Annotated in this window: 10 protein-coding genes; 7 read left to right on the top strand and 3 right to left on the bottom strand. The window is 68.3% G+C overall.

Annotated elements, in window-relative coordinates:
• Positions 1-23: 23 nt before the first annotated feature.
• The 5 genes from AB3347_RS20585 to AB3347_RS20565 all read left to right on the top strand — a co-directional run bounded on the left by AB3347_RS20585 (position 24) and on the right by AB3347_RS20565 (position 6874).
• Positions 24-704, top strand: a complete 681-nt coding sequence (locus AB3347_RS20585) for an ABC transporter ATP-binding protein (protein ID WP_369093579.1) — start codon at positions 24-26, stop codon at positions 702-704.
• Positions 705-720: 16 nt separating this feature from the next.
• Positions 721-3126, top strand: a complete 2406-nt coding sequence (locus tag AB3347_RS20580; protein ID WP_369093578.1) for an ABC transporter permease — start codon at positions 721-723, stop codon at positions 3124-3126.
• Between the two features lie 84 nt (positions 3127-3210).
• On the top strand, positions 3211-3549 hold the full coding sequence (locus AB3347_RS20575; RefSeq protein WP_369093577.1) for a four-helix bundle copper-binding protein: 339 nt from the start codon (positions 3211-3213) through the stop codon (positions 3547-3549).
• A gap of 314 nt (positions 3550-3863) precedes the next feature.
• Positions 3864-5864 carry an LTA synthase family protein gene (locus AB3347_RS20570; RefSeq protein WP_369093576.1) on the top strand — a complete coding sequence of 667 codons (2001 nt, stop codon included), beginning with the start codon at positions 3864-3866 and terminating at the stop codon, positions 5862-5864.
• 113 nt (positions 5865-5977) lie between these two features.
• A complete protein-coding gene (locus tag AB3347_RS20565) occupies positions 5978-6874 on the top strand; it encodes an alpha/beta fold hydrolase (RefSeq protein WP_369093575.1) in 897 nt (298 codons plus the stop codon).
• Positions 6875-7148: 274 nt separating this feature from the next.
• Here AB3347_RS20565 and AB3347_RS20560 read toward each other — a convergent pair whose 3' ends face one another.
• Positions 7149-7400 carry a hypothetical protein gene (locus AB3347_RS20560; RefSeq protein WP_369093574.1) on the bottom strand — a complete coding sequence of 84 codons (252 nt, stop codon included), beginning with the start codon at positions 7398-7400 and terminating at the stop codon, positions 7149-7151.
• 174 nt (positions 7401-7574) lie between these two features.
• On the bottom strand, positions 7575-11153 hold the full coding sequence (locus AB3347_RS20555) for an indolepyruvate ferredoxin oxidoreductase family protein (protein WP_369093613.1): 3579 nt from the start codon (positions 11151-11153) through the stop codon (positions 7575-7577).
• Positions 11154-11304: 151 nt separating this feature from the next.
• Between AB3347_RS20555 and AB3347_RS20550 the strand changes: the two genes are divergently transcribed.
• Positions 11305-11772 carry an Lrp/AsnC family transcriptional regulator gene (locus tag AB3347_RS20550; RefSeq protein WP_369093573.1) on the top strand — a complete coding sequence of 156 codons (468 nt, stop codon included), beginning with the start codon at positions 11305-11307 and terminating at the stop codon, positions 11770-11772.
• A gap of 194 nt (positions 11773-11966) precedes the next feature.
• Positions 11967-13532 carry a diguanylate cyclase gene (locus AB3347_RS20545; RefSeq protein WP_369093572.1) on the top strand — a complete coding sequence of 522 codons (1566 nt, stop codon included), beginning with the start codon at positions 11967-11969 and terminating at the stop codon, positions 13530-13532.
• Between the two features lie 45 nt (positions 13533-13577).
• Here AB3347_RS20545 and AB3347_RS20540 read toward each other — a convergent pair whose 3' ends face one another.
• Complete coding sequence (locus AB3347_RS20540) at positions 13578-16223, bottom strand: ATP-binding protein (protein WP_369093571.1); 2646 nt, start codon at positions 16221-16223, stop codon at positions 13578-13580.
• Positions 16224-16226 lie beyond the last annotated feature (3 nt).

Genomic DNA, 16226 nt, shown 5'->3' with positions numbered 1-16226 from the left:
AATCACACCAGAAAGGAAGCACCATGCTGAAACTCAGGGGCGTCTCCAAGATCCACCAGGCGGGCGAAGTGCAGACCCGCGCCCTCGACCGCGTCGACCTCGACATCGCGGCCGGCGAATACGTCGCCATCACCGGGCCCTCCGGCTGCGGCAAGTCCACCCTGCTGAGCGTGCTCGGCCTGCTCGACGTGCCGAACGAAGGCGAGTATTTCTTCGAAGGCCAGAACGTGGCCGGCTGGAGCGAGGCGCGCCTGAACGCGCTGCGCCGCGGGCGGGTGGGCTTCATCTTCCAGAGCTTCAACCTGATCGAGGAACTGAGCGTGTACGAGAACGTCGAGCTGGCGCTGGAATACACCGGCACCCCGGCCGCCGAGCGCCGCCGCCGCGTCGAGGCCATGCTGGAGCGCCTGGGCGTGGCGCACCGCGCGCGCCACCGTCCTTCGCAGCTGTCGGGCGGCCAGCAGCAGCGCGTGGCGATCGCGCGCGCGCTGGTGGCCGAACCGGCGATGCTGCTGGCCGACGAACCGACCGGCAACCTGGACAGTGCGCACGGCGACGAGGTGATGCGCCTGCTGCGCAACATCAATGCCGAAGGCACCACCGTGGTCATGGTCACCCACTCGCCGGCGCATGCGGCCCAGGCCTCGCGCACCCTGCACCTGGTCGACGGCCGGGTGGTGGTCGACGCCCTGCAGGCGGCATGAGGAGCACGGAATGATCATGCGCTTCTTACGCGATTGCCGCATCGGCTGGCGCCTGCTGGTCAAGGAACCCGGCTACTCGGCCGTGGTGGTGCTGGGCCTGGCGGTCGGCTTCGCCACCTGCTTCCTGCTGCTCGGCTACGTGGCCCATTCGCTGTCCTACGACCGCCATGTCCCGCAGCGCGAACAGATCTACCGCCTCATGCAGAAGTGGAACACGTCGACCGCCAGCGGACACTGGAACGATTCCGCCAGCCTGCCGGCGCGCGACGCCGTGGTGGCCAGCGGCGCGCCGGTACTGACCAGCGCCTTCATCGAGCGTAGCATCGACGTGCGCGTCGGCAGCCAGGTGCAGACCATCACCCTGACGGTGGTCGATCCCGATTTCCGCCGGATCTTCCAGCCGACCGTGCTGGCGGGCGACCTCGCCGCAAGCCTGGCCCGGCCGGATACGCTGGCGCTCACGCGCGAGACCGCGACCAAGCTGTTCGGCGGCATCGACGTAGTCGGCAAGACCGTGCAGGTGGCCGGGCAACCCTACCGGATCATGGCCGTGCTGGAAGACCAGCCGGCCGCCACCACCCTGCCCTACGCGTCGCTGGCCGGCAGCCGCACCACGATCTGGAACGACGAATACCGGCAGCTGGTGACCACCAACTGGGGTTCCTCGCACGGCGGCGTGTACGTCAAGCTGCTGCCGGGAGCGGATCCGCAGACCGTGCTCGACTCGGTGCGGCGCGCGATGCTGGCCTCGAGCTTCGTCAAGCGCATGAGCCCGGAACAGATAGCGTCCCTGAACGGCCGCGACCTGATCGACTTCCGCCTCGGCCCCCTGGGCGACGCCTACCTCGACCCGCTGATCAAGGAATTCTCGCCGACCCATGGCGACCGCAAGACCATCTTCGGCCTGGGCGCGGTGGGCGTGCTGATCCTGGTGCTGGCCGCCACCAACTACGTCAACCTGGCCACCGTGCGCACGGTGCGGCGCCAGCGCGAGATCGCGGTGCGCAAGGTGCTCGGCGCCTCGACGCAGGCGGTGAGCCGCCATTTCCTGGCCGAGTCGGTGCTGGTATGCCTGATCGCCACCGCGATCGGTCTGCTGCTGGCCTGGCTGCTGCTGCCGGTGTTCTCCGACCTGGTGCAGCGCAGGCTGGACCGGATGTTCACCCCGCTCTCGCTCGGCCTGAGCCTGCTGCTGGGCGTGCTGGTCGGCGTGCTGGCCGGCGCCTACCCGGCCTGGTCGGCCATCAAGGTGCGTCCGACCGCGGCGCTGGCCGGCCGCGGCAACAGCGAGACCGTGGGCGGCCTGCGCCTGCGCCGCGTGCTCACGGTGCTGCAGTTCGCCACCGCGATGGGCCTGACCGGCCTGACCCTGGCGGTGGCCTGGCAGACCCGCTACGCCAGCAGCCTGGACCCCGGCTTCGACGCGGCGCCGCTGCTGATCGTCCGCGCCCCGGACGACATGCGCAACGCCCAGGTGCGCGCCTTCCGCGATGCGCTGGCGCGGATTCCGGGCGTGCGCGGCGTGGCGGTCAGCGACGCGCCGGTGACGATCAACTTCAACAGCACCGCGCTCAAGCGCGACGGCGGCAGCCCGATCGATATCCACTGGACCAGGGTCAGCCCCGAGTTTTTCGGCGTGTACGGCCTCGAGCCGGCGGCCGGACGGCTGTACGACCCGTCGCGCGACAAGCCCGAGGACGAGGACAAGCTGGTCGTCAACGAGGCCGCGGCGCGCAAGTTCGGCTTCGCCAGCGCCCAGGATGCGGTCGGCAAGTTCGTCCGCCAGCCGAACGGCGAGGATGCGATGCAGGTGGTCGGCGTCGCGCCGAACATCCGGCACCGCTCGGCGCGCGAGGAGATGCAGCCCACCGTCTACTTCCTGGGCACCCGCACCGGCGTGTTCACCGTGCGCAGCGGGCATGACCAGGAAGCGGTGCAGCGCGCCATCGAGGAGCTCTGGCCGCGCTACTTCCCGAACGACGTGCTGGAAGTGCAGCGCATGGCGTCGCTGTTCTCGCTCAGCTACGCGGACGACCTGCGCCTGGCCAAGCTGCTGGCGGCGTCGAGCGTGATCGCCACCGCCATCGCGGCCTTCGGCATCTACGTGCTGGCGGCCTACAGCGTCCAGCGCAAGGGGCGCGAGATCGTGCTGCGCAAGCTGTACGGCGCCGGGCATGCGGCGATCGGCCGCCTGGTCGCGCGCGAATTCGTGGTGCTGATCGGGATCGGCGCCCTGCTCGGGCTGCCGGTGGCCTTCGTGGCGGTCCAGCGCTACCTGTCCAGCTTTACCGACCAGGCCCCGGTGGGCGCCTGGACCCTGGTGCTGGCCTTGCTGGTGGCCGGGCTGGTGGCGCTGGGATCGACCGCGCGCCATGCGGTGGCGGCGATGCAGATCCGTCCGGCGCAGGCGCTGCGCGAGTAAGGACGCGCAGCGGCGGATAGCGCGCGCTGGCCAAGCGGGCATTGCGCTAGGATGGGCTCCCGGTTACCGACTAGGAGCAAGACGATGAGCGAAATGTCCGATATCCAGGCCTGCATCCGGGCCTGCCAGGAGGCCCTGCGCGCCTGCCAGGCCTGCGTCGCGGGCGACATCCGCGACGGCAACGGCGAATGCATCGCGATCAACCTCGACTGCGCCGACATCTGCGCAGCCACCCTGAACGTGCTGTCGCGCGGCTCGCCCCACCATGGCGACTTCTGCGCCCTGTGCGCCCATGTCTGCCGGGCCTGCGCGGCCGAATGCGCCAAGCACGCCTCGATGCACCGGCATTGCGCCGAGTGCCAGGCGGCCTGCGAGCGCTGCGCCGCCGAGTGCGACAAGCACGCACGCGAGCGCCATATTTAAAGCCGAGCCGAGCCGAGCTGAGCTGAGCCCAGCCGGGGCCGCAAGGTCCCGGTGGCCGCGCCCCCGCATGCGCGGCCATTCCTGCCCGTTTTTCAGGCAAACGGCGACTTCGTTGTATGCATGCCACGCGATTTAACGCTTTCTTAACGCCTTGGTAACGTCTCGCTGAGCAATTGCTCCCTAGCATCGACTATGATCTGTCGGTACCGGCAGGTGTCGTCGCGGCCTCACAAGGCGCCGCGCCCTTGGCGCATCGCCTGGCGATGTGTCATCCACATCACTCTGGCTTAGCAAGCGGCTTACCTACTTCTCCAATGGTCCTTCCAGCATCCGGCATCCCTTCCCAAGACAAGACTCCCTCGGCACGGCTCGCGCGCTTCACCCTCTGGGCAGGGCCGTATGCGGTGCTGCTCCAGATGCTGCTGCTCGGGCTGGCGATCCTGAGCCTGTCGCGCCTCGGCCTGGCCGCCTGGCAGTGGGACCGGGTGCAGGCGACCGGGATCGCCGGCAGCCTGTTCCTGCAAGGCCTGCGCGCCGACCTGATCCTGCTCGGTTATTTCCTGGTCGTCCCGCTGCTGCTCGCTCCCCTGCTGGCGCACCGCGCCTCCGGCCGCTTCTGGCGCGCCGCCACGGTCGGCTGGGCCACCTTCGCCCTGGTCTTCATCGTCTTCATGGAGCTGTCCTCGCCGCAGTTCATCATGCAGTACGACGTGCGCCCGAACCGCCTGTTCGTCGAGTACCTGGCCTATCCGCGCGAAGTGTTCGGCACCTTGTGGAACGGCTTTCGCACCGCGCTGCTGCTGGGTGTGGGCCTGACCGTGGTGCTGGCGGTCAGCCTGTTCCGGCTGCTGCGCGGCGCCTCCCGCGGCATGCGCATGTGGCCGGCCCGCCGGCTGCTGCTGCTCTGGCCCCTGCTGTGCGTGCTGGTCTTCATGCAGGTACGCTCGACCACCGGCCACCGCCCGGCCAACCCGGCCCTGTTCGCGCTCACCGGCGACTCGATGGTCAATTCCTTGATCATCAACTCGGGCTGGTCGGTGCTGGACGCGATCGGTTCGATGCGCAAGGAAGCGGTGTCCTCCGAAATCTACGGCAAGATCCCGCGCGCGACGGTGTTCGAGCAGGTCAGGTCCGCGCCCTGGCTGCGCGAGGCCCGCTTCGACAACCCGGAGCTGCCGACCCTGCATCGCCAGCAGGCGGCGATCCAGCGTGAGCGCCCGCTGAACCTGGTGATCGTGCTGCAGGAAAGCCTGGGCGCGACCTTCGTCGAATCGCTGGGCGGCCTGCCGGTCACGCCGGAACTGGAAAAACTCAAGAACGAGGGCTGGTGGTTCGAGCAGCTGTACGCCACCGGCACCCGCTCGGTACGCGGCATCGAGGCGGTGGTGGCCGGCTATGCCCCCACTCCGGCGCGCAGCGTGGTCAAGCTGTCGCTGGCCCAGCAGAACTTCTACACCCTGGCGGCGGGTCTCGGCCAGCAGGGCTATCACACCGAGTTCGTGTACGGCGGCGAAGCGCACTTCGACAACATGCGCAGCTTCTTCACCGGGAACGGTTTCAAGAAGGTGGTGGACATCAAGGAGATGCGCCCATCCTTCGTCGGCAGCTGGGGCGCCTCGGACGAAGACCTGTTCGACAAGTCGCTCGAGCGTCTCAAGCACCTGCACGCGCAGGACAAGCCCTTCTTCAGCCTGATCTTCACCTCGTCCAACCACGAGCCGTTCGAGTTCCCGGACGGGAAGATCGCCTTGCACGAGCAGCCCAAGCAGACCGTCAACAACGCCGTCAAGTATGCCGACCATGCGCTCGGCAAGTTCATCCGCGCGGCCAAGCAGGAAGCCTACTGGAAGGACACCGTGTTCCTGATCGTGGCCGACCACGACAACCGCGTCTACGGCAACGCGCTGGTGCCGATCAAGAAGTTCCACATCCCGGGCCTGATCCTGGGCGCCGACGTCCAGCCGAAACGCATCGCCACCATCGCCAGCCAGGTCGACCTGGCGCCGACCCTGCTGTCGCTGCTGGGCGTATCGAGCACGCACCCGATGATTGGCCGCGACTTCGTGCGCGACAGCAGCACGCCGGGCCGCGCCCTGATCCAGTTCAACAACCTGTTTACCTGGCTGGAAGGCTCCTCGGCCACCATCCTGCGCCCCGGGCAATCGGCCCTGCTCGGTCGCTACGACGCCGCCACCGGCGTGCTGGACCCGAACGCCGGCACCCCGACCCAGGCCCAGGTCGAGCAGGCGATGGCGCACGTGATGCTGCCTTCGCTGCTCTACCGCGAGCAGCGCTACCGCCTGGCGCCCCGGTAGACCCCATCGCGCCGCCATGCGGCGCAGCTAAAGTATGTGGCCTGCCCGCCGGCCACGGCGGGCGCTGCTATGATGATTCCCGACGTCCAACATCACAACAAGGGGATTTCCGCATGCGTCACACGCCGTTTTCACGCCGTACCCTGCTGGCCGCCGCAGCCCTGGCGGCCATCCTGCCGCTGGCCGCCGCCGCCGCGCCCTTCGAATCAAGCCGGATCAGCGTGCGCACCGAGGGTTCGGGACCCGACGTGGTCCTGATCCCGGGCCTGAATTCCTCGCCGCGCGCCTGGGCCTCGACCGTGGCCGCGCTGCCGGGCTACCGCTACCACCTGGTGCAGGTGGCGGGCTTCGCCGGCCAGCCGGCGCAGGGCAACACCGAAGGCAATGTGGCCGCGCCGGTGGCCGCGGAGATCGCCCGCTACATCAGGGAAGCGGGCCTGAAGCAGCCGGCCGTGATCGGCCACTCGATGGGAGGCACCATGGGCATGATGCTGGCGGCGCGCCATCCGGACCTGCTGTCGCGCCTGATGGTGGTCGACATGGTGCCCTATCTCGGCAGCCTGTTCGCCGGCCCCGGCGCCGCGCCCGAGAAGGTCGAGGCGATCGCGAATGCGGCCATGGCGGGCATCCGCAGCGCGACCCCGGAGCAGCGTGCCAAACAGGTCGACGACACCATCGCCGGCATGGTCGACACCGCGTCGATGCGCGCCGGCGCCATCGCCGACTCGCGCGCCAGCGACCCGGACGTGAGCAGCCGCGCCTACCGCGAACTGATCGTGACCAACCTGATTCCGGAACTGCCGAACATCACCAAGCCGGTAACGGTGCTCTACATACAGCCGAAGAGCGTGCCGGTTCCGCCCGCCCAGTTCGACCTCGTGTACCGGAGCGCGTATGCGCCGCTCAGGCACCTGACGCTCAAGCGCATTCCGGACAGCGCCCACTTCATCATGTGGGACCAGCCGCAGCGCTTCCAGGACGAGATGAAAGCCTTCCTGTCCGCCCCCTGAACCGGATGCCGGGACGCATCGTCTGGCGTCCCGGTTGACCGCACGACAAGGCGTTCGAGGCGGCGATCAAGCAGATCCGGCACCAGCACAGCCGGGGAAACGAACTCGCGCTGGAATGCGGAGCGCAGGTCGTGGGCAGAAGGTTCGGGTGGCATGGCGGGCGCGGTGGGTTCGAGCGCCCATTATAAATGCATTTGTACGAATGAAGTTTCCTGCAAGGCAGACGCTGTGGTGCGCGTCCACGCCCGGCGCCCGGTAGCGGCCCTGCCCGCGCTCAGATGAAGGGCCAGGCCAGGATGCGCTTCAGGTGCAGCACCATGCGCGCGGGTATGTAGCCGAACGCGAATACCAGCACCGGCAGGCTCCAGGCATCGCCCAGCACGGCCAGCCAGGCGCCGCCTACCGTGCCGGCGGCCGCCAGCACCATGAGCCAGAGCTCGATGCTGAGGAAAAAACCGGATGCTTCGCGCCAGGCGCGCTGCAGCAGCGCGATGGCTTCCTTGAGATTCTTGATGTCGTGGCCCATGATGGTCTTCGCAGGATGGCAATGATAAAAATGAAAAAGTGCTGCCGGAAATGCAAATCGCCGGCAGAGGCCGGCGATGTGGAGCTTATGTTGCAGTGCATTATAACCGGGCGCACGGAATTTGCCTGACAGCATCATGGTGCGCCCGGCCCACCCGCACCGGCTTGCGCGGTTTCAACGATCCATGCGCACCAGCGCAATCTCTTTCATCGGCCGGTCCGGCGCCTGCTTGCGCGGCTGTTTGAACTCCTGCAGCAGACGCGCCGTTTCCGCCTCGGCGCGCGCCATGTTGGCCGCCTTCACGTGGCCATAGCCGCGGATCGATTCGGGCAGCTGCGCCAGCTTGAGGGCCGCCGCGCGGTTCTCCACGGTGAGCTCCGTGGCCAGCATGGCGGCCAGCGCCAGGGTGTCTTCGCGCAGCCGACGCTCGGCGCGCCGTTCCCGGGTGTAGCCGAACGGGTCGAAGGCGGTCCCGCGCAGCACTTTCAGCGGCGCCAGCACCCGGAAGGCGGATCGCATCCACGGACCGAAGCGCATCTTGGCCGGGATGTCGCTGCCGGGCTTCTTCCGGGCCAGCAGCGGCGGCGCCAGGTGGTACTCGACGCGGAAGTCGCCCTCGAACTGCTGCGTCAAGCCTTCGAGGAAGCCGGTCTGCGTATGCAGGCGCGCCACTTCGTACTCGTCCTTGTAGGCCATCGCCTTGAACAGCGAACGGGCGATCGCCTTGCTGACCGCGCGCTTCGACGCCGGTCCCTCGAGCTCGACTTCGCGCGCTTCCACCCCGGCCACGGCCGCGCGGTACTGCTGCGCGTAGGCGGCGTGCTGGTACCCGGTCAGCCAGCCGGCGCGGAAATCGACCAGCTCCTCGAGCGAGCTGGGCGGCGTGAACTGCACCACCTTGGCCGGCTGGGCCAAGCGCGCGGCGGCCTTGTCGTCGGCGGCCACCAGGCGGCCCAGCAGGAAGGCCTTCTTGTTCATCTCCACCGCCACGTTGTTCAGTTCGATCGCGCGCATGATGGCCTCCAGGCTGACCGGCACCAGGCCGAGCTGCCAGGCCGCGCCCATCATCAGGATGTTGGCGCCGATCGGGTCGCCCAGCACGCTGCTGGCCACCTGCTGCGCGTTCAGGCGCAGGGCCGGGCCGCCGGCGGCCACGATCTTGGCCAGCAAGTCGTCCTTGCGGATGTCGGCGTCGGGGTCGCGCGTGAACTCGGCGGTGGGCGCCTCGTTCTCGTTGGCGACGATGCGGGTGTGGCCGCGGCGCAGCACGGCCAGCGCGTCCGGCATCGCGGCCACCACCAGGTCGCAGGCCAGCAGGGCGTCGGCCTGCTGCAGGTCGATGCGCACCTGGTGCAGCTGCTGCGGCGACGGCGCCAGCCGCACGTGCGACATCACCGCCCCGCCCTTCTGCGCGAAGCCCATGAAGTCGAGGGTCGAGGCGCCCTTGCCTTCCAGGTGGGCCGCCATCGTGATCAGGGCGCCCACGGTGACCACGCCGGTGCCGCCGACGCCGGCCACCAGCATCTCGAAGGGCTTGTCGAAGGCGTACTGCGGCGGCAGCGGATGGGCGGCCAGCATCTCTTCGAGCTGGGCCAGCGACAGCGTGGCCGCGGCAGGCTTCTTCAACTTGCCGCCGATCACCGACACGAAGCTCGGACAGAAGCCTTCGGCGCAGGAATAATCCTTGTTGCAGGAAGCCTGGTCGATCTGGCGCTTGCGGCCCAGCGGCGTCTCCAGCGGCAGGATCGACAGGCAGTTCGACTGCACGCCGCAGTCGCCGCAGCCCTCGCACACCGCCGGGTTGATCACCATGCGGCGCGGCGGGTCGGGGAAGACGATGTTGTCCGGCTTGTTCTTCTTGCGGCGGCGGCGCTTCTCGGCGGCGCAGGTCTGGTCGTACACCAGCACCGTCACGCCGGGCAGCTCGCGCAGGCGGCGCTGGACGGCATCGAGTTCGCTGCGGTGGTGCACCGTGACGCCGGCCGGCAGGGTGAGCTTCGCGTAGTTTTCCGGCTGGTCGGTGACCACCACCGCCAGCGCCGCGCCTTCGCTCAGCACCTGCTGGACGATCTGCGGCACGGTGAGCTTGCCGTCCACCGGCTGGCCGCCGGTCATGGCCACCGCGTCGTTGTACAGGATCTTGTAGGTGATGTTGGTGCGCGCGGCGATGGCCTGGCGGATCGCCAGGTAGCCCGAGTGGTAATAGGTGCCGTCGCCCAGGTTCTGGAATACGTGCTTCTCGCGGCTGAAGCGCGAGGCCGCCACCCAGGGCACGCCCTCGCCGCCCATTTGCGTGAGCGTGAAGGTGTCGCGCTGCATCCAGCTGGCCATGAAGTGGCAGCCGATGCCGGCCAGCGCGCGGCTGCCTTCCGGCACCCGGGTCGAGGTATTGTGCGGGCAGCCGGAGCAGAAGTACGGGGTGCGCTTGATCGCGTCGGCGCCGTTCGACAGCAGCTCGGCGCGGCAGAACCGGGGCAGGAATTCCTCGAGGCGCAGGCCTGGGAACTTGGGCGCCAGCCAGCGCACCAGCGCCGGCGCGATGCGCGAGGGACGCAGCTCGCCCAGGCTGGAGAGCAGCGGGCTGCCAGCCGCATCGTGCTTGCCCAGCACCAGCGGACGCCCCTCGGGCGCCAGGTTGTAGAGCAGGCTCTTGAGCTGCCCTTCGATCACCTCGCCCTTCTCTTCCACCACCAGCACTTCAACCAGGCCGTGGGCAAAGGCGTGCAGGCGGCTGCGCTCGAGCGGATAGGTCAGGCCCGGCTTGTACAGGCGCACGCCGAGTTCCTCGAGCTTGCCCAGCCCGATGCCGAGGCGTTCCAGGGCTTCCAGCAGGTCGAGGTAGGCCTTGCCGGCGGCGATGATGCCGAGGCTTGCGCCGGGCGCGGCGACCACCAGCTTGTCGATCGAGTTCGCGCCGGCGAACGCGTGCACGGCGTCCAGCTTGTCGGCCACGCGCTGTTCGATCGCCAGGCTGGGCAGGTCCGGCCAGCGGTAGTGCAGGCCGTCGGCCGGCGCCACCCAGGCCTCGGGCGTGGTGTAGACCGGCGCCTCGGGCAGTTCCACCACCGCGCCGCCTTCGACGGTTTCCGAGATTGCCTTGAAGCCGACCCAGGCGCCCGAGAAGCGCGACAGGGCCCAGCCGTACAGGCCGAATTCCAGGTATTCCTCGATATTGGCCGGGTTCAGCACCGGCATGCCCCAGGCCATGAAGGCATGGTCGCTCTGGTGCGGCATCGACGAGGACACGCAGCCGTGGTCGTCGCCGGCCACCACCAGCACGCCGCCCAGCGGCGAAGAACCGTAGGCGTTGCCGTGCTTGAGCGCGTCGCCGGCGCGGTCGACCCCGGGGCCCTTGCCGTACCACATGGCGAACACGCCATCCACGGTACGGTTCGGATCGCTCCCGACCTGCTGGGTGCCCAGCACCGCGGTGGCGCCCAGTTCCTCGTTGATGGCGGGCAGGAATTCGATCGCATTCTGCTGCAGGACCTTGGCGGCGCGCCAGACTTCCTGGTCGACCGCGCCCAGCGGCGAGCCGCGGTAGCCGGAGATGAAGCCGGCCGTGTTCAGGCCGGCGCGCGCGTCGAGCGCCCGCTGCATGAGGGTGAGCCGGATCAGGGCCTGGGTGCCGGTCAGGAACACGCGGCCCCGGTCGCGCGTCAGGTTGTCGTCCAGCCGGTAGGAAGGGTCGGCCAAACCCGTCTGGCCGCCCTGGCCCGCATCCTGCGCGGGCCTGCCTACTTCCTCATGCATCGTTCCCATCTGTTGTCTCCACTATATTGATATCGCGGCCAGCCAGGGCCTGTTTATAGTGGGTGATGATAGTCTCTGCACAGGAAATAACTTTTCTAACTTACCAGATTCTGGTGCAGAATGGGCAAATCATTTCGATTTCTGGGCTGATATGGAAAAATTCAACCTTGACGCTGCGTCAATCCGCATCCTGCGCGAACTGCAGCAGGATGCCCGCCTCTCGGTCAACGAACTGGCCGAACGGGTCGGCATGTCGGCCTCGCCCTGCTGGCGGCGCCAGAAGGAGCTGGAGGAGCACGGCTTCATCCGCCGCTACGCCGCGCTCCTCGATCGCCGCAAGCTCGACCTCGGGCTGGTGTGCATGCTGCATGTGTCCCTGACCCGGCACGAGGCCGGCGTGGTCGAGGCCTTCGAGGCGCAGATGAAGGCCTGCCGCGAAGTGATGGAGTGTTACGAAATGACCGGCACCTCGGACTACATCGTCAAGGTGATGGTCGCCAACATGGACGCCTACCACGACCTGCTGCACAACGTGCTGCTCAAGCTCCCGGGGGTGTCGCAACTGAACACCAGCGTGGCGCTGCGCGAGGTGAAGTACGAGACGGCCCTGCCGCTGTAGGAGCTTGCAGGTCGAGCGGCGATGTGCGCGGCGCCTGTCGATGACGGCGCCAGGGAATACCCTACCGTTTTGCTTAGCCTCTATTGCCTTTTATTGATGACGCATATGAAAGCTTGCTAGAATCGAAAGTTTGGCAAATGCCTCTTTCTTTGGCTATCGGCCGTACTACCAAATTACGGCGATCGTCCACTTCCATGAAATTCCGGCTTTCCATCAAATCCAACCTGGCGATTCTCGTCGCAGCCTGTCTGCTGCCGGCGTCCACCGTCGCACTGGCCCTGCTCGCTTATTCCTACGAACAGAACAAGCAGCAATTACTGGAAAACTCGCTCACCACCGCGCGCACGGTTTCCCATCTGCTCGACCAGCATTTCTCGAACGTGGAATCGACCCTGAACGCCCTGGCCACTTCGCCATCGCTGTCCACCGGCGACCTGGCCGCTTTCCACTGGCAGGCCAAGGAATCGCTGTTCACCCAGAAAATCGCGAATGTCGTGCTCACCGGCCCCGACGGCCTGCAGTTGCTGAATACCCTGCGCCCGTTCGGCGCAGCGCTGGCCGAAAACGGGTCACGCATCCGCATCCGGCATTTCGGCGACTCGCAGCAAGCCGTCATCTCGGACCTGTTCCAGGGGAAGGTCGCCGCCAGGCCGGTGATCGCGGTGGCGGTGCCGGTGCGTCGCTCCGGCCAGGTGCTGTATGGACTGAGCGCCGGCATGTCTCCCGCAGTGTTCGATGCCATGTTGCGTCAACAAGAGTTTCCGCGGGCCTGGATCGTCTCGGTCGTCGACCGCAACGGGATCGTCGTGGCCCGGACCGGGGGCATGGCGTCGCAGGTTGGCAAGCCGGTGACGGCGCAACTGCGCGCCGCGCTGGGCAGCCGCACCGAAGGGCAGCTGGAAGGGCGGACGCCCGACGGCATCGATACTTATGCCAGCTTCAAGCGCTCGGAGATGAGCGGCTGGAGCGTGGTGATCGGAATCCCGACCGACCGGGTTGCCAGCCAGTTGCGCCATACCCTGTCGGGCCTGTTCTTCGCCTTCCTTGCCCTGTTTTCCATCGGCGTACTGGGCGCGCGCATGCTGGGCAAGCGGATTGCCACCGCCATCACCGCCCTGATCGCACCGGCCACCGCCCTGGGCGAGGGCCAAACGGTCACGGTGCCGCCGCTGCCGCTGGCCGAGGCCGATGAGGTCGGCAAGGCCCTGGTGCGCGCTTCCGGCATGCTCGAGCAGGCGCGTTACCAGGCCACCCACGACACCTTGACCGGGCTGGCGAATCGGGCGCTGTTCCATGAAGTCATCGTGCAGCAGGTGGCGCTGGCCAATCGCAACGGCAGCGAGCTGTCGATCCTGTACATCGACCTCGATCGCTTCAAGCCCATCAACGACCGCTACGGCCATGCGGCCGGCGACCGCGTGCTGGTCCACGTGGCGCGCCAGTTGCGCGCCAGCCTGCGCGACGCCGACTTCGCGGCACGCCTGGGCGGCGACGAGTTCGCCGTGGTGCTGGCCGCTACCGGCGCCGGCGCGGCCACCGTCGTGGCGGCCAAGATCCTCGAGCAACTGTCGGTTCCCGTTGCGCTGGACGGTGTCGAGGTCGAGGTCGGCGCCAGCATCGGGATCGCCTGCCATCCCCGCGATGGGCGCAATATCCGCGAACTGCTGCATGCCGCCGACGAGGCGATGTACCGGGCCAAGGCGGCCGGCCAGCAGCGCGTGGTCCTGGCCGGCGCCGCGCCGGAAAGCGCCGGCACCTGAAGGCCAGGCGCGTGAGGCCGCCTCCGTGGGCGGCGCCACGCGCCGCTAGACGATGCTGGCCTGCACCGGCCTGTTCGTGGCAGCCGGCGCCGTGCCGGGCATGCCCGGCCGGTCGCCGAACGCCCTCACAGGCAGCCAGAGCGTGACCACGGTGCCCTGGCCGAAGACGCTGTCGACCACGACTTCCCCGCCGTGGAGGTCGACGATTTCCTTGACGATCGGCATGCCCAGTCCAGTGCCCGGAATCTTGCCCGAGGTGTCGGCACGGAAGAAGCGTTCGAAGACGCGCGCCAGGTCGGGCGCCGAAATGCCGATGCCGGCGTCCTGCACCTGGATGCCGACGCCCCCCGCGTGCGCGTGCTCGCCGCTGATAATCCGGATCGCAATCGGGCCGCCGTCGGGCGAGTACTTGACGGCGTTCGACAGCACGTTCAACAGCGCCTGATACAGCTTGTCCGGGTCGCCCCACACGGCTGGCGCGCCGTCCATGCCGAAGGTGGCGACCGGCCAGGTCGCGGCGTCGATGGCCAGCGCCCCCAAGGCGCGCCGCACCAGCGCGGCCGGCTCCACGGGCTGGAAGCGGAAATCCTTGCCGCGCCTGGCTTCGATGCGGGCAAGATCGAGCAGCTCATTGATGATGGTGACCAGCTTGTCGGTTTCCTGGTGAATCGTCTGCAGCAGGTCGCGCCGGGTATCGGCGTCGAAATCGTCGGCCAGCAGCAACTCGGAAAAACCGAAGATGCTGGCCATCGGCGTGCGCAGTTCGTGGGCGGCGGTGGCCAGGAAGTCGCTTTTCATGCGGTCCACCTCGATCTCGTGCGTCACGTCGCGGAAGTAGTACAGCCTGCGCACGCTGCGGGCGCGGCTGCAGGCGCCGGTTACCGCCAGCACGCTGTGGCGCGCGTCCGCGAGCGTCAGCAGGTGGCGCGGCGCCTCCTCCTGTCCGCCGGCCCCGCGCAGGCAGGACAGGCCGGGAAAGCCGGTCGGATCGTCGGCAATGCGGCGCAGGCATTCGTCCAGCACCGCTTCCGGCCGGTTCAGGATCGCCGCCGGAGCGATGCCGGTCATGCGCAGGAAGGTGGCGTTGGCGAACCTGACCATGCCCTCCGCGTCCACCGACAACAGGCCGTCCGGACTCGACGACAGCAGCGTATCGAGCTGGTCGTTGCGGTCCTGGAGGGCGGCTTCGGCCAGCTTGGTGGCCGAGATGTCTTCATGCGCGACCACCACGCCGCCGACCCCGTCGGCCAGCCGGCTCGCGCGCAGGCGGAACCAGCGCAGGCGATCCGGCGACAGGCAGGCATAGTCCCATTCGAACAGTTCCTGCTCACCGTGCAGTACCTTGCCCAGCCCCTGCGCCACCTGGGCGGCGCCGGCTTGTCCCCTGCCGGCGCCGCACACCGCAAGATAGTCGACGCCGGCGCCCACCCGTTCGGGACGGGCGCCGTTGGCGATGGCGAACTCGCGCCAGGCCTTGTTGACCGAGCGGATGACCCCGTTCGCATCCAGCACGCAGATATGCGCGGTCAGGCCATCCAGGGTGGACTGCGCGAACCGCAGCGAGTGCGCCAGCTGTTCCTTCGATTGCTGCAGCTCGTGGGTACGCTCGGCGACCCGCAGCTCGAGTTCGCCCTGCACCCGCGCGGTACGTTCGACCATGGTGCGGAACGATTGGCCCAGCCGTCCGATCTCGTCGTTGGCCGGGTACTCCCAGGCGAAATCCAGGCGGCCGCTGTCGCAGATGTCGTCGACCCGCGAAGTCAGCTGCGCCAGCGGCGCGGTGAGCTTGCGCGCCATGCGCCGGACCGCGAGCAGCACCGGCAGCAGGACCAGCACGCCGGCGGCGACATAACTTGCCAGCCACAGGCCGAGCAGGTGCAGGACCCCGGCGGTTTCGACGCCGACCTCGAGGAACAACTGGCGATCCGCGAACGGCGCGCCGAGGTAGACCGGCTCGCGCACGCTGAACAGCGCCGTGCGCTGCTCGCCGCCGATCAGCACGGTGCCGGCGTCGGTCAGCAGGAGGTGGAAGCGCAGCGTGTGCGAATGCTCGTCCGGCATCAGGGCCGCGACCTGCTCCAGGTCGGCCCGCACCAGCAGCACGCCCTCGGCCTGCTGCGAATCGGGCAGCTTGACCGGGACCAGGATCTGCAGCTGGTAAGGCCCCTGTCCGTTGCTTCGGACCAGGGTCGCCGAGACTTCACCGCGCAGGAGCACGGCGTCCACCGTCGAGGGCGGCACCTCGACCGCGCCCGGTTCCGCCTGGGCCACGCTGACCGGATCGCCAGTAAAGTCGAGCAGGGCCAGGGTAGCGCCCTGGCGCGCCAGCACGTCGTTTTGCAGGAAGGGCGCGAGGTAGGCGCCCCGCCCGGCCGCGGTATCGGTCAGGCTGCTGCTCAGCAGCGGACTCTCGGCCATGGCCAAGGCATGCTGGTAGACGTTGCCGACCTCGAGTTCGATCCGCTGCGCGGCGAGCCGCGCTTCATGCCGCAGGCTGCCTTGCACCTGCTCCTTGATCAGCACCGCCGTGAGCGCGAACGAGGCGCCACCACCCAGGGCCAGCACGACGAACAGCAGCGTCGTGGCGCGCAAGACGATGCGGCGCGCCAAGCCCGGCTTGCCGGGCACATGCTTCAACCAGATCAGGGCGGCACGCCAACGCGCCCGCCCGCCATACAAGCTCTTCCTCATCCC

Origin of the sequence: Massilia sp. X63 (genome assembly GCF_041023745.1) — a bacterium.
In the GTDB taxonomy this organism is placed as follows: domain Bacteria; phylum Pseudomonadota; class Gammaproteobacteria; order Burkholderiales; family Burkholderiaceae_D; genus Telluria.
The sequence above is the reverse complement of the archived record's forward strand: the minus strand, read 5'-3'. Positions and strand labels throughout refer to the sequence as shown.

Excerpts from the sequence above, each read along its gene's own strand:
- AB3347_RS20550 (WP_369093573.1), top strand. The coding sequence starts at position 11,305 with ATGGAAAAATTCAACCTTGACGCTGCGTCAATCCGCATCCTGCGCGAA.
- AB3347_RS20545 (WP_369093572.1), top strand. The coding sequence starts at position 11,967 with ATGAAATTCCGGCTTTCCATCAAATCCAACCTGGCGATTCTCGTCGCA.
- AB3347_RS20580 (WP_369093578.1), top strand. The coding sequence starts at position 721 with ATGCGCTTCTTACGCGATTGCCGCATCGGCTGGCGCCTGCTGGTCAAG.
- AB3347_RS20555 (WP_369093613.1), bottom strand. The coding sequence starts at position 11,153 with ATGCATGAGGAAGTAGGCAGGCCCGCGCAGGATGCGGGCCAGGGCGGC.
- AB3347_RS20560 (WP_369093574.1), bottom strand. The coding sequence starts at position 7,400 with ATGGGCCACGACATCAAGAATCTCAAGGAAGCCATCGCGCTGCTGCAG.
- AB3347_RS20565 (WP_369093575.1), top strand. The coding sequence starts at position 5,978 with ATGCGTCACACGCCGTTTTCACGCCGTACCCTGCTGGCCGCCGCAGCC.
- AB3347_RS20585 (WP_369093579.1), top strand. The coding sequence starts at position 24 with ATGCTGAAACTCAGGGGCGTCTCCAAGATCCACCAGGCGGGCGAAGTG.
- AB3347_RS20570 (WP_369093576.1), top strand. The coding sequence starts at position 3,864 with ATGGTCCTTCCAGCATCCGGCATCCCTTCCCAAGACAAGACTCCCTCG.
- AB3347_RS20540 (WP_369093571.1), bottom strand. The coding sequence starts at position 16,223 with ATGAGGAAGAGCTTGTATGGCGGGCGGGCGCGTTGGCGTGCCGCCCTG.
- AB3347_RS20575 (WP_369093577.1), top strand. The coding sequence starts at position 3,211 with ATGAGCGAAATGTCCGATATCCAGGCCTGCATCCGGGCCTGCCAGGAG.